This is a genomic window from Luteimonas sp. TWI662 (assembly GCF_039673825.1).
Taxonomy (GTDB): Bacteria; Pseudomonadota; Gammaproteobacteria; order Xanthomonadales; family Xanthomonadaceae; genus Luteimonas.
The window spans coordinates 1-13042 of sequence record NZ_JBDJMI010000024.1 but is presented as its reverse complement, the minus strand read 5'-3'; the positions used below and the strand labels follow the sequence as shown (position 1 = coordinate 13042).

10 protein-coding genes are annotated in these 13042 nt (G+C 69.1%); 5 read left to right on the top strand and 5 right to left on the bottom strand.

Features of this window, described 5'->3' with window-relative positions:
- Positions 1 to 25 precede the first annotated feature (25 nt).
- The 3 genes from ABE488_RS14630 to ABE488_RS14620 are packed head-to-tail and all read left to right on the top strand — an operon-like array spanning position 26 to position 3397.
- On the top strand, positions 26 to 1513 hold the full coding sequence (locus tag ABE488_RS14630; RefSeq protein ID WP_346443771.1) for an MFS transporter: 1488 nt from the start codon (positions 26 to 28) through the stop codon (positions 1511 to 1513).
- Positions 1510 to 2568, top strand: a complete 1059-nt coding sequence (locus ABE488_RS14625) for a glycoside hydrolase family 43 protein (protein WP_346449099.1) — start codon at positions 1510 to 1512, stop codon at positions 2566 to 2568. The genes ABE488_RS14630 and ABE488_RS14625 overlap by 4 nt, the downstream gene beginning before the upstream one ends.
- Complete coding sequence (locus ABE488_RS14620; protein ID WP_346449098.1) at positions 2558 to 3397, top strand: aldose epimerase; 840 nt, start codon at positions 2558 to 2560, stop codon at positions 3395 to 3397. Before ABE488_RS14625 ends, ABE488_RS14620 begins: the two co-directional genes overlap by 11 nt.
- A 138-nt stretch (positions 3398 to 3535) precedes the next feature.
- Here ABE488_RS14620 and ABE488_RS14615 read toward each other — a convergent pair whose 3' ends face one another.
- Positions 3536 to 3766 (bottom strand): hypothetical protein, encoded by a 231-nt coding sequence (locus ABE488_RS14615; RefSeq protein WP_346443767.1) that lies wholly within the window; start codon positions 3764 to 3766, stop codon positions 3536 to 3538.
- 292 nt (positions 3767 to 4058) lie between these two features.
- On the opposite strand from ABE488_RS14615, the gene ABE488_RS14610 reads away from it, so the two are divergent.
- Entirely contained in the window at positions 4059 to 6230 is a 2172-nt protein-coding gene (locus ABE488_RS14610) for a hypothetical protein (RefSeq protein WP_346449096.1), read from the top strand.
- Positions 6231 to 6434: 204 nt separating this feature from the next.
- Here ABE488_RS14610 and ABE488_RS14605 read toward each other — a convergent pair whose 3' ends face one another.
- Genes ABE488_RS14605 through ABE488_RS14590 form a run of 4 tightly spaced genes read right to left on the bottom strand, consistent with a single transcriptional unit; the run spans position 6435 to position 11640 of the window.
- Positions 6435 to 6692, bottom strand: a complete 258-nt coding sequence (locus ABE488_RS14605; RefSeq protein WP_346449094.1) for a hypothetical protein — start codon at positions 6690 to 6692, stop codon at positions 6435 to 6437.
- The gene (locus ABE488_RS14600; protein ID WP_346443763.1) at positions 6682 to 9036 is read right to left on the bottom strand and encodes an FdhF/YdeP family oxidoreductase; all 2355 of its coding nucleotides are present in this window, start codon (positions 9034 to 9036) and stop codon (positions 6682 to 6684) included. The genes ABE488_RS14605 and ABE488_RS14600 overlap by 11 nt, the downstream gene beginning before the upstream one ends.
- A complete protein-coding gene (fdhD, locus tag ABE488_RS14595; RefSeq protein WP_346449093.1) occupies positions 9033 to 9908 on the bottom strand; it encodes a formate dehydrogenase accessory sulfurtransferase FdhD in 876 nt (291 codons plus the stop codon). The genes ABE488_RS14600 and fdhD overlap by 4 nt, the downstream gene beginning before the upstream one ends.
- 46 nt (positions 9909 to 9954) lie before the next feature.
- Entirely contained in the window at positions 9955 to 11640 is a 1686-nt protein-coding gene (locus tag ABE488_RS14590) for an OFA family MFS transporter (RefSeq protein ID WP_346449091.1), read from the bottom strand.
- A 179-nt stretch (positions 11641 to 11819) separates the two neighbouring features.
- On the opposite strand from ABE488_RS14590, the gene ABE488_RS14585 reads away from it, so the two are divergent.
- Positions 11820 to 12896, top strand: a complete 1077-nt coding sequence (locus ABE488_RS14585) for a substrate-binding domain-containing protein (protein WP_346449089.1) — start codon at positions 11820 to 11822, stop codon at positions 12894 to 12896.
- Positions 12897 to 13042: the final 146 nt, after the last annotated feature.

Genomic DNA, 13042 nt, shown 5'->3' with positions numbered 1-13042 from the left:
GGGGGCAGTGGGGAAGACCGAACCAATGAGCGACACATCGCAGATCCTCTCGGTCAGGGAGAAGATCGGCTACAGCCTCGGCGACCTCGCCGCGAACCTGATCTTCCAGACGCTGATCACCTACCTGGCGTTCTTCTACACCGATGTCTATGCGTTGCCGGCGGCGACCGCGGCGACGATCATCTTCGTCGTCGGGTTGCTGGGCGCGTTCGTGTTCACGCCGATGATCGGCCTTCTGGCCGACCGGACACGCACGCGCTGGGGCAAGTTCCGGCCGTGGATCCTGTGGACGGCGGTGCCATTCGGCGCGCTGTCGCTGCTGGCCTTCAGTACGCCCGACCTGGGTGAGGGCGGCAAGGTGGCCTATGCGCTGGTGACCTATACGCTGCTGGTGCTGGTCTACGGTGCCAACAATCTGCCTTACGCCGCGCTCAGCGGCGTGCTGACCGGCAACATGGCCCAGCGCAACAGCCTGTCGGCGTACCGCTTCGTGGCGGTGATGATCGCCCAGTTCGTGATCCAGGTGCTGTTGCTGCCGCTGGTGCTGATCCTGGGCGATGGCGACCGGGTGCGCGGCTTCGAGAGCGTGATGACGCTGTTTGCGGTCGTGGGCACGGTGTTCTTTCTGATCACCTTCGCGACCACCCGCGAGCGCATCGTGCCGACGCCCGCGCAGTCGTCGGGCGTGCGCCAGGACCTGGTCGACCTGGCCCGCAACCGGCCGTGGCAGGTGATGCTGCTGTTGACGATCCTGGTGTTCGTCGCGCTCGCCCTCAAGGGCGGCATGACCATCTACTACTTCCAGTATTACCTCGAACCCACGGCGTTGGCGGGCTTCCTGGAGCGCACCGGCTTCGAACGCGCGATCGGCGGTCTCAACGGCTTGCTGACCGGTGCGGGCATGGCCGGCTTCCTGTGGCCGGAGGACGCGCCGACCTCGGCCTTCAGCCTGTTCAATGCCGGCGGCATCCTCTGCATGATCCTCGGGATCGGGCTGTCGCGTCCGCTGGCCAACCGCTTCGGCAAGCGCAATGTGTTCGGCGGCGCGCTGACGGTCTCCACCGTGTTCCTGCTGGCGTTCTATCTCTACCCACCCGATGCGATCGGTCTGGTGTTCGGCTCGCAGATCCTGCACGGCTTCTTCTACGGCATCACCATCCCGCTGTTGTGGGCGATGATCGCCGACGTCGCCGACTGGTCGGAATGGAAGAACGATCGCCGCGCGACCGCGATCATCTTCTCGGCGATGCTGTGCGGCCTGAAGGTCGGCCTGAGTATCGGCGGCGCGTTGGTGGCCGCGGTGCTGGCGCGCTATGGCTACGAGGCCGGCGCAAGTGCGCAACCGATGGCCGCGATCGACGGCATCCGGCTGGCGGTGAGCGTGTACTGCTCGTTGCCATTCCTGGCAGGCGTGGCCCTGCTGTTCCTCTACGAGATCGACAAACCGATGGAAACCCGGATCGAACACGAGCTCGGTGCGCGTCGTGCGCGCGCTGCCGGAGCGGCGGCATGACCGCGCCCGCCCAGGGCGCACCCCAGTCCGGCGCGCCGAACGCCGATGCGGCGCCCGCGCCGGACCTGCAGGCGCTGGCCGACCGGGCGATTTCGTCGCCGCTGGTGACCCATATCCATACCGCCGACCCATCGGCGCACGTGTTCGAGGGCAAGCTCTACATCTATCCCTCGCACGACATCGATGCCGGCGCGCCCTTCGACGACGAGGGCGGGCATTTCGGCATGGAGGATTACCACGTGCTGCGCCAGGACCATCCCGGCGGCGAGGCCGTGGACTGCGGTCGCGCACTGCATGTGCGCGACGTGCCGTGGGCGGCGCGGCAGATGTGGGCACCCGATGCCGCTTGTCGCGATGGCCGCTACTACTTCTACTTCCCGGCCAAGCGCGCCGACGGCCTGTTCCGCATCGGCGTGGCGGTCGGCGACCGGCCGGAAGGCCCGTTCGTGCCCGATCCCGAACCGATCGCCGGCACGTACTCGATCGATCCGGCGGTGTTCGCCGACGACGACGGCGAGCAGTATCTGTACTTCGGCGGGATCTGGGGTGGGCAGTTGCAGAAGTATCGCGACGACGTCTTCGATGCGGCCCATGAGGAACCGACCGGTGCGGCGCCCGCTTTGGGGCCGCGCGTGGCGCGGCTGCGCGCCGACATGCGCGGGCTCGCCGAGCCCACGCGCGAGGTGGCGATCCTCGACGCGGACGGCCGGCCGCTGCGCGCCGACGACCACGCGCGTCGCTTCTTCGAAGGCCCCTGGCTGCATCGCCACGGCGGTCGCTACTACCTGTCGTACTCGACCGGCAACACGCACCTGCTGTGCTACGCGGTCGGCGACAGCCCCTATGGGCCGTTCGTCCATCAGGGCGTGCTGCTCGAGCCGGTCGTGGGCTGGACGACGCAGCACTCGATCGTCGAGTTCGAGGGGCGCTGGTGGCTGTACTACCACGATGCGTTGCGTTCGGGCGGCGTGACCCACCTGCGCGACGTCAAGGTCACCGAACTGCACCACGACGCACAGGGCCGCATCCGCACGATCGCGCCCTATGGCGGCTGAGAGCGAGCGTCCGCGCGCCCGGGACGATGCGACCGCGCCGCTGCCGCCGGGGTCGGTGCTGCGCATCGGCAGCGGTGCGACCCAGATCGTCGTCGCGCCGGACGCGGGCGGGCGCATCGCGCAGATCGTGCACGACGGCGTCGCGCAACTGGTCGGCCCCGAAGACGTCTTGCCGGCGACGATCGCCTGGGGCTGCTATCCGATGCTGCCGTGGGTCGGCCGGATTCGCCGCGGCAGGTTCCGGTTCGATGGCCGGCAGTACGTGCTGCCGGCGAACTTCGGTGCGCATGCGATCCACGGCTTTGGCTTCGCGCTGCCGTGGCAGGTCGAGGCACAGACGTGTGATGCGGTCGCGCTGTCGCTGGCGCTGCCGCTCGACGCGGATTGGCCATTCGGCGGTACCGCGGCGCAGCGGATCGAGGTCGCACCGGGGCGGATCATGCTGACACTGTCGCTCGCCGCTGGCGAGCACGCGATGCCAGCCGAGATCGGCTGGCATCCCTGGTTCCGCAAACCCGAACGCGTGGCCTTCGCGCCGGCGCAGGTCTATCCGCGCGACGACGACGGCATCGCGACGCTGCCGCTCGCGCCTGCAGCGCCCAGCCCCTGGGATGATTGCTTTCCCGGAGGCGATGACATCGTGTTGCATCGCGGCGATCAACGGCTACGGCTGCGTTCGGACTGCGACCACCGGGTCGTGTACGACGCCGCCCCGCATGCCACCTGCGTCGAGCCGCAAAGCGGTCCGCCCGATGCCTTCAACCTCGCACCGCGCCGACTGGCGCCCGGCGAACGGCTGACGCGGTGGTTCGAGCTGGCATGGGAATGATCGTCGGTGGCAGGGCTGTCGGTACGTCCTGCCACGCGTGACTGGACGTGGCGACCGCGCAGACGCGAGGTCGCGGTAACGACAGGCCGTCGCATCGCAATGCCGGTGGAGGCAATGCGACGAGACGGCCGATCCGACTCAATCTTCTTCGCCGAAGCTCCGGCTCGAATGCGCAGGGCGCGTGGACGGCGCATCCGGCACTTCGCGATCGGGCCCGCCAACCGTGATCGCATCGCCATGCGGCGGTGTGATCCTGCCATCGTCGAGCGCCCCCGACGCCGACGTGCCGGCGGCGGCCTGGCGTTTCTGCCAGGCGTTGTAGGCGACCGCCCCTGCGGCGCCGAGCGCCAGCCATCTGAATATACCCATCGTCGATCTCCGTGGTTGATTGCGACCGCGCAAGCGTCGCGGCTGCGCCGTGAGCCGGCCGTGACCTGCAAGCGCGCGATCGGCTGTCGCGTCGCAATGGCTGCGCTACGGCCTCGGGGCATGCGCCACAGGTCCCGGCGAGATGTCCGCAAGACATTGATTCGATTGATTGTCTCCCGGTGGTCATTTCGCGCCCTGGTGTGCATACTCCAGGTCCCCCCCCCCATCCGTCGGCATCCGGTTTCGTGGATCGAATTCCGGGGCTTGCCCCCTTTCGCAGGAGGTGACGGAGATGCGCGCGACAAGGCAGTGGCTGTTGGCGGTGGCGCTGGGCATGTGCGCCGTGGGCGGCGTCCAGGCCCAGGTGGGACCCAATCTGAGTCTGGGCGCGAGCGCCGACGGCTCGAGCAAGGGCGGCGGAACGAGTTACGGCAACGCCATCGATGGCGATCCTGGCACGTGGTGGTCGCCGAGCGGGGCCACCGGCCGGATCTCGGTCAAGTGGAATGAGCCGCGGACCGTGGACGCGGCGGTGATCCGGGAGGCGGTCGGTCAGCAGGGACGCATCAGTGCCTGGCGCCTGGTCGACAACGGCACGGGCCAGGTGCTCGCGACCGGCAGCGGGGCGGGCACGATCGCGTTCGCGCCGGTCTCGCTGCGCAAGCTCAACTTCGAAATTCTCAGTGCCAACGGCACGCCGACGGTCGCCGAGTTCGAGACCTATGCCGACGGCGGGCCCGCGAACCCGCCCGGTACACCGTGGACGGTGAGCCTGTCGGCCACCGCGTCGGGCACGACCGCGCAGCTGGCCTGGTCGGTCGGCGGCGGTACACCGACACGGCAGCAGGTGTACCGCGACGTCGACGCGAATCCAGCCGGACGCACGCTCGTGGCCGACCATGTGGTCGGCGGCAGCTATGCGGATGCGGGCCTGGCTCCGGGCACGTATCACTATTGGGTCCGCGTGCTCGACGGCAGCGGCACCGCTTACGAGTCAGCGCCGGTCGCGGTGACGGTCGCGCCGGGCAGCGGCGGCGGTGGCGGACCGGGAAGCGGGATTGCGGCGGCCTGCCGGCAACTGCTGGAGACCCCATCGATGAACTGGCGGCAGTCGCCGGTGCTGACCAGCGATCAGGCGATCGTCCAGTGCCTGGCCGATTCGCTGGGCAGCCCGGTCGGCTTCGGGTACCGCACCACCGGTGGCTACGCGCCGGCCGGCGGCAGCACGTTGGTCGTGATCAGCAACAGCGGCGCGGTATCGCCCGAGCAGCAGATCCTCGAGGCGATCGGGACCGACACGCCGACCTGGATCGTCTTCGACAAAGTCGATTTCGCTGCGCCCACGGAGATCGGCATGTACCGCAACGGCTGCGAAGACCCGAAGGTGCGCACGGCGCTGGGCAATGCCAGCGCCGCCGAGTGCCGCGATCACCGGCTGTGGTGCAGCAACCGCGGCGTGCAGGCCGCCGCGTGCGAGGACACGTTCTTCAACGCGCGGCTCAACGATTCGAGCCTCGATGCGCTCAAGCTGCCGATGGTGCGCTCCAACACCACGATCGACGGCCGCGGCGCGAACGCGCGCTTCATCTTCAGCGGCTTCAAGATCGGCGCCGACAGCAGTGGCAGTCCCACGCACAGCACGCGCAACGTGATCGTCACCAACAACCGCTTCGTCGGTGTCGGCCATACCGAGGACCACAACCTCGACCCGGACATGGTGCGCTCGACCGGCGCCTCGCACGACATCTGGATCCACCAGAACACGTTCGAGAACACCGGCGATTCGGCCTACGACGTCAAGGTCGGTGCGTACGACATCACCGTGTCGTTCAACCGGCTGCACAACGTCAAGCGGGCCGCGCTGCACGGCGCGAGCGACAGCCATACGATCGACGCGCAGATCACCAGCACCGTGCACAACAACCTGTACGTGACCACCGATGACGTGTTCGGCGCCAGCGCCTACAACGGACTGCGCCGGGTGCCGCTGCTGCGACGCGGGCGCTCGCACCTGTTCAACAATGTGTTCTACGGCTATCGCAAGGACGTGCTGAGCGTGCGCGTGGGCGGGCGCCTGGCGTTCGAGGATAACCTGCTGCTCAACAACAGTGTCAACAGCAAGGGCGACGACCTCGACGACTGGGTCGCCGCGCTGCTGCGCGACGTGCGCGACACCTCGGGGCTGCGGGTGGAAGGCAGCGTGGTCCGGTACGCGGACGCCCACTGCCAGGCGCACGGCGTGCCGGGCGACCTGACCCGCTCGGTTGGCGCGGTCCCTGACATGCTGGCGCTCTACGATGCGCGCTCGCTGGCCCTGTTGGAAGACAACTGGTTGCCAGCCGACATGGACCTGGCGCGCTACGTGTTCGCGACCGCCGGCAAGGGCGGGCTGACGCCGTACGTGTCGCCGGCGACACCGGGGTTCGCCGCGATCGTCGCTGCGGCGCCCGCGGGCTGTCAGTAGGCGCGCGTTCGCGCGACGGGGTGAGCCGGGGGCAAGCCGATCGAGGGCAAGTGGCCGCTCGCGGGGGGCGGCGGGTCTGTCGGGGAGGTGGTCTTCTGGGCAGGCCCGTGCCCCCACCCGGCCCGCGGGCGCGGGCCGACCTCCCCCGCGGTGCGGGGGAGGTGGTGCATCGCGTGGTGGCGTCTGCCCGCGGCGCGGCGTGGATCAGCCGTCGCTGCGTTCCAGCGCCTGGCGGCCCGTGTCGGTCAGCATCGCCAGGGTCCGCGCGCCGTCATCGACGGTGCGGACCCAGCCCAGGCCCTGGGTGCCGCCGATCGTGTCCTCGCCCAGGTAGGCCAGCATGCGCATCAGCACGCTCATGCGCAGGCCCAGGCGCTTGCACAGCCGTGGCAGCGAGACCCCGTCGGGCGCGTCGGCGAGTGCGTGCAGCAGCGCCTCGAGCAGGGCGGTGTCAGCGGACAACGGCAGCGGGGATGTCGCGCTGGCGCGGGGCCGCGGCGTCGGTGTCGGGCACGTGCGGGGTGACGATCACCGGCACCGACTTCGATGTCGGGGTGCGCGATTCGTCGGCGTAGCTCGACAGCGGCACCAGCGGATTGGTCTCGGGGTAGTAGGCGGCCAGGCAGCCACGCGGGATCGCGTACTCGACCAGCAGGAAGCGCTTGGCCTGCCGGCGCACGCCGTCCTCGCTGAGGCTTTCCAGGTCCACCCAGTCGCCGGCGCGCATGCCGAGCGCGGCGATGTCCTCGGCGGCGATGAACAGCACGCGGCGCTCGCCGAACACGCCGCGGTAGCGGTCGTCCAGCCCGTAGACGGTGGTGTTGTACTGGTCGTGCGAGCGGGTGGTCGCCAGCGTGAACACCGGCCGGTCGCCATGCATGCGGCGCGCGCGGTGGATCGGATTGTCGGTCGGCACCCGGGCCGGCACGAAGTGGGCCTTCCCGGTCTCGGTGAGCCAGCGGCGGTCGCGCGCGGTGTTCGACAGCCGGAAGCCGCCGGGCACGCGGACCCGGGCGTTGAAGTCGTGGAAATCGTCGAAGGTGCGGGCGATCAGGTCGCGGATGCGGTCGTAGTCCTCGATCAGCGCCAGCCACGGCACCCGGCTGCGTTCGCCGAGCGTGGCGTGGGCGAGGTGGGCGACGATCGCCGGCTCCGACAGCAGGGTGTCGGAGGCCGGCGGATTGATGCCCGACGACAGGTGCACCATGCTCATCGAGTCCTCGACGGTCACGCCTTGCGCGCCGCGGGCCTGGATGTCGATCTCGGTCCGGCCCAGGCACGGCAGGATCAGCGCCTCGCGGCCGTGGGTGAGGTGGGTGCGGTTGAGCTTGGTGGTGACGTTGACGGTCAGCGCGCAGTTGCGCAGTCCGCGTGCAGTGGCCTCGGTGTCGGGGGTCGCGATCGCGAAGTTGCCGCCCATGCCGAAGAACACCTTCGCGCGGCCGTCGATCATCGCCTCGATCGCGCCCACGGTGTCGTATCCATCCTCGCGCGGCGGCTCGAAGCCGAACACGTCGCGCAGCCGGTCGAGGAAGGCGGCGGGCGGCTTTTCGTAGATCATCATCGTGCGGTCGCCCTGCACGTTGCTGTGGCCGCGCACCGGGCAGGCGCCGGCACCGGGGCGCCCGAGGTTGCCGCGCAGCAGCAGCAGGTTCGTCAGCATGTTGATCGTCGCGACCGAATGCTTGTGCTGGGTGATGCCCATGCCCCAGCAGGCGATGACCCGCTCGGACTTGAGGTACAGCTCGCCGGCGCGGCGGATCTGCGCTTCGTCGAGGCCCGATTCCTCGATGATGATCTCCCAGGGTTCGGCCATCACGTCGGCGGCGAACGCGTCGAAGCCGGACGTGTGTTCGGCGATGAAGGCCTGGTCGAGCAGCGAGTCGCCGCCCTGGCCGGTGACCTCGACGTCGCGCTCGAGCACGTGCTTGATCATGCCCTTGATCGCCGCCAGATCGCCGCCGATCTTGAGCTGGAAGTAGTCCGACGAGATCTGCGTCGAGCCGTTGGTCAGCATCGCGACCTTGTCCTGCGGATCGGCGAAGCGTTCCAGGCCGCGCTCGCGCAGCGGGTTGAACGAGGCGATCGCGCAACCGCGCCGCGCCGCCTCGCGCAGTTCGCCGAGCATGCGCGGATGGTTGGTGCCCGGGTTCTGGCCGAAGATGAAGATCGCATCGGCCAGCTCGAAGTCGTGCAGCGACACCGTGCCCTTGCCCACGCCGATCTGCTTCTTGAGCGCCGTGCCCGACGACTCGTGGCACATGTTCGAGCAGTCGGGAAAGTTGTTGGTGCCGTACTCGCGCACGAACAATTGGTAGAGGAACGCGGCCTCGTTGGAGGTGCGCCCGGAGGTATAGAAGATCGCCTCGTCGGGTGAGGGCAGGGCATTGAGGTGGCGGGCGATCAGCGCGAAGGCCTCGTCCCAGCTCACTGGCACGTAATGGTCGGTGGCCGCGTCGTAGCGCATCGGCGTGGTCAGCCGGCCCTGACCCTCGAGCCAGTGGTCGCTGTAGCTGCGCAGTTCGGCGACGCTGTAACGCGCGAACAGGTCGGGCCCGGCGCGGAACTTGGTGGCTTCGGCCGCGACGGCCTTGGCGCCGTTCTCGCAGAACTCGAACGTCGAGGTGTGGTCGCGATCGGGCCAGGCGCAGCCGGGACAGTCGAAGCCATCGGGCTGGTTGGCGCGCAGCAGCGTCTTGGCGCCGTCGACCGCGATGTTCTGGTCCATCAGCGCCTTGGCGACGCTCTTCAGGGCGCCCCAGCCACCGGCGGGGGCGTCGTACTTGCGGATCGGATGCTTGCTCATGGCGTGGAACTCCTGCCGGGGCGCGGGGCTGCGGGCGGCGACGGGGCCGACTCGGGCAGCAGCCGTTGCGCGTGGGTGTAGACGGCGTGCCCGTCGTCGCGGGCGAAGCCGATCAGGGTGAGGTCGGCGTGCTGGGCGAGTGAGATCGCCAGCGCAGTGGGAGCGGAAATCGCGGCCATCAGCGCGATGCCCGCGCTGGCGGCCTTCATCGCCATTTCGTAACTGGCGCGGCTGGTGACCACCAGAAAGCCCGCGTCCAGCGCATGACCGGCGCCATGCAGTGCGCCGATCAACTTGTCGAGCGCGTTGTGCCGGCCGATGTCCTCGCGCACCAGCAGCAGGGTGCCGTCGGTCGCGGCCCATCCGGCGGCATGGGTGGCGCCGGTCAGTGCATTGATCGACTGGCTGTCGCGCAACTGCCGCAGTGCGCGTTGCAGGGCATGGACCTCGATGCGGACATCGGCCGCGACCGGTGGCGGCACGCGCAGCGCGGCTTCCAGCAGTTCGCTACCGCACACACCGCAGCCGCTGCGGCCGCTCATGCTGCGCCGGCGCGCGGCCAGCGCCTCGGCGCGCGCGTCTGGAATGCGCAGGCGGATCTCGATGCCCTCGAGCAGGTGCTCGATACGCTCGATCGCGACATCGTCGGGATGTTCGACGATGCCTTCGCTCAAGGCGAAGCCGCGCGCGAAATCCTCCAGATCGGCTGGCGTGGCCATCATCACCGCGAACGGCGCATCGTTGTAGACGAACGCCACCGGGACTTCCTCGGCGATGGCGTCGTCGAGCTGGCGCCCCGCGCCGCCACGCCAGCGTTCGACCGGACGCAGCACGGCGCCTTGAGGCAGATCGGGATCGGAGGGCTGGGTCATGGCGCTCGAGGTGAGGGCGGGCGCATGCGCGCCCGCCGGCGAGGGATCAGGAGAACAGCACCAGTGCCTTCTCCAGCGTCTTCCAGATGCCGAAGGCGAGCGGAATACCGACCGCGGCCCAGCAGAACGCGACCAGCAGCGGGTTGCCGCCCGCACCGATACGGTCCATGTCCTCCTGGGAGATCAGCGACTTGCCGCTGGCGTCGACCTTCTCGTGCGCCAGCTGCTTCTCGTGCGCCAGTTCCTCGGGCGTCATGAAGTGCTTCGCGTTCACCGGGCGCACCAGCAGGTTGCACACCAGGCCCAGCGCCAGCATGCCGGCCAGGATGTACATCGTGGTGTTGTAGACCTGCGAGGGCGGCATGCCCAGGCCGAGCTGGTACTCGCGCATGTAGCCGATCACCAGCGGGCCGAGGATGCCGGCCGCCGCCCATGCGGTGAGCAGACGGCCGTGGATCGCGCCGACGTGCTGGGTGCCGAACAGATCGGCCAGGTACGCCGGCACGGTGGCGAAACCGCCGCCGTACATCGACAGGATCACGCAGAACGCGATGACGAACAAAGCGATCGAACCGGCATTGCCGAGGGTGGGCGCGGCGGCGTACAGCGCGATGCCGAGCACGAAGAAGATCGAGTAGGTGAGCTTGCGGCCGAACTTGTCGGACATCGACGCCCAGAAGAACCGGCCGACGATGTTGGCCAGGCTCAGCATGCCGACGAAGCCGGCCGCGATCGCGGCGATCGCCGACAGTTGCTCGGCGGTGAGGTCGCCGAAGCCGGCGTCGACGCCGATCAGCCGGCCGCCGAACATCTCCTGCAGCATCGGCGAGGCCAGTCCCAGCACGCCGATGCCCGCCGAGACGTTCAGGCACAGCACCGCCCACACCAGCCAGAACTGCGGAATGCCCCAGACCTTTTTCACGTGCACGTGGCCCTGGGTGATCATCGCGTTGTTCGACGCCGGCGGTGGCGTCCAGCCCTTGGGTTTCCAGCCGGTCGGCGGCACGCGGTAGCCGAAGGCGCCGGCCATCATGAAGACGAAATAGACCACCGCCATCACCAGGAAGGTCTCCTTGACGCCGACCGAGGTCGGGGTCGCGAAGTGGCGCATCAGCATGTCGGCCAGCGGGCTGCCGATCAGCGCGCCGCCGCCGAAGCCCATGATCGCCATGCCGGTCGCCATGCCGCGGCGGTCGGGGAACCACTTGATCAGTGTCGACACCGGGGAGATATAGCCCAGGCCCAGCCCGACGCCGCCGATCACGCCCGAGCCCAGCCACAGCATCCAGATCTGATGCAGGTGGACGCCCAGCGCGGAGATCAGCAAGCCACCGCACCAGCACAGCGCGGCCACGAAGCCGGCCTTGCGCGGGCCGACGCGTTCGAGCCAGCCGCCCCAGATCGCGGCCGAGCAGCCCAGCAGCACGAAGAACAGCGTGTACATCCACTGCAGTTCGCTGATCTGCCAGTCGCAGATGGCCGAGGTGATGCGTGCGAAGAAGCCCATCTCCGGCGCGCAGGCGACCGGCGCATGGATGCCCACGGCCATCGACAGCGGCAGCCAGAACACGCTGAAGCCGTAGGCCATGCCGATGCACAGGTGGATCGCCAGCGCGGCCGGCGGAACCAGCCAGCGGTTGAAGCCGGGTCTGGCAATGATGCGTTCCTTCGACAGCAGGCCGCCCGATGGCGCCGCGGCGGCAGGAAGCGGAACTGAGGTGCTGTTGGCCATGGATCCTCCCGAATCGGTCAGCCGGATGCGGCGCCGCCGGCAAATATGCTGTGAAATGCATATTGGCTGCGACAAAGTGTCGCAACGGTAGCCGCATCGGGGCTGTCAGTGAAGCGCCATTGGTCTAATAATCGGCTTTCAAGAGCCTATTTGGCCCGCCTGCGCGGGCGGGAGTCGCGATGTACAAGGTCCGGATCCAACCGCAGTGGACACTCGAGAACACCGACGGTGTCGCGCTATCGTCGCAGTTGGTCGAGCTGCTGCTGGCCGTCCGGGCGACCGGCTCGCTCGCGGCGGCGGCCCGCCAGGCCGGCGTCTCCTATCGCTACGCCTGGGGACGGTTGCAGGACGCCCAAGCGGTATTCGGGCAACCGCTGCTGCGGATGAGCCGGGGGCGGGGGGCGTCGCTGACGGCGATCGGCGAGCGCCTGGTCTGGGCCGACAGCCGCATCGCCGCGCGCCTGTCGCCGCTGCTCGACAGCCTGGCGACCGAACTGGAGGCCGAACTGGAGCGCACCGTGGGCGCACATGCGCGGCCGCTGCGCGTGCACGCCTCGCACGGCTTCGGCGTGGAGACGCTGCGCCGCGAGATGGCGGCAGCGGACGTGGCGCTGGACCTCAAATACCGCAGCCCGGACGACGCGCTGACCGCGCTACGGACCGGCGCCTGCGATATCGCCGGCCTGCACCTGCCGATCGGCATGCTCGAGGCGCCGTTGTTCGCGCACTACCGTCCGCGCCTCGACCTCGACGCCGATCGGGTGATCCACCTGGCGATGCGGCGCCAGGGCTTGGTGCTGGCGGCCGGCAACCCGCTGGGCATCGGCACGCTGCAGGATCTGGAGCGTCCCGACATCCGTGTGATCCACCGCCAGCCCGGCTCGGGTACGCGTCTGCTGTTCGAGACGATGCTGGCCAATCACGGCATCGCCTTCGACCGCATCCGCGCCTGCGACGTCGAGGAACTGACCCATGCCGCGGTCGCTGCGTACGTCGCCAGCGGCCTGGCCGATGTCGGCTTCGCGCTCGAGCCCCCGGCGCGGCGCTACGGGCTGGACTTCCACCCGCTGGTCACCGAGCACTACTTCTTCCTGTGCCACAACGACGTGCTCGAGTCCGGCCGCCTGCGCGGGCTGCTCGCCCTGCTGCGCAGCGACGGCTTCGGCCGCGAACTCGGCCTGTTGCCCGGCTACGACCCCAGCCGCTGCGGGCAGGTGCAGACCCTGCCCGACGCCTTCGCCGCCGCCCGCCCCTGAACACCGGGGTCTGAAAACAGGGGTCAGAGTGCAATAAAAAAGGTTCTTCGCAGATTAGCGGGGAGTCCTTTGCCAGCCACCGTTACGCTTGATGCCTGATTCCAGGGCGCAAGGGTGAGGGGATGTTCGACCGGAAGACGATCAAG

Excerpts from the sequence above, each read along its gene's own strand:
- ABE488_RS14590 (WP_346449091.1), bottom strand. The coding sequence starts at position 11,640 with ATGGCCAACAGCACCTCAGTTCCGCTTCCTGCCGCCGCGGCGCCATCG.
- ABE488_RS14620 (WP_346449098.1), top strand. The coding sequence starts at position 2,558 with ATGGCGGCTGAGAGCGAGCGTCCGCGCGCCCGGGACGATGCGACCGCG.
- ABE488_RS14630 (WP_346443771.1), top strand. The coding sequence starts at position 26 with ATGAGCGACACATCGCAGATCCTCTCGGTCAGGGAGAAGATCGGCTAC.
- ABE488_RS14615 (WP_346443767.1), bottom strand. The coding sequence starts at position 3,766 with ATGGGTATATTCAGATGGCTGGCGCTCGGCGCCGCAGGGGCGGTCGCC.
- fdhD (WP_346449093.1), bottom strand. The coding sequence starts at position 9,908 with ATGACCCAGCCCTCCGATCCCGATCTGCCTCAAGGCGCCGTGCTGCGT.
- ABE488_RS14585 (WP_346449089.1), top strand. The coding sequence starts at position 11,820 with ATGTACAAGGTCCGGATCCAACCGCAGTGGACACTCGAGAACACCGAC.
- ABE488_RS14625 (WP_346449099.1), top strand. The coding sequence starts at position 1,510 with ATGACCGCGCCCGCCCAGGGCGCACCCCAGTCCGGCGCGCCGAACGCC.
- ABE488_RS14600 (WP_346443763.1), bottom strand. The coding sequence starts at position 9,036 with ATGAGCAAGCATCCGATCCGCAAGTACGACGCCCCCGCCGGTGGCTGG.
- ABE488_RS14610 (WP_346449096.1), top strand. The coding sequence starts at position 4,059 with ATGCGCGCGACAAGGCAGTGGCTGTTGGCGGTGGCGCTGGGCATGTGC.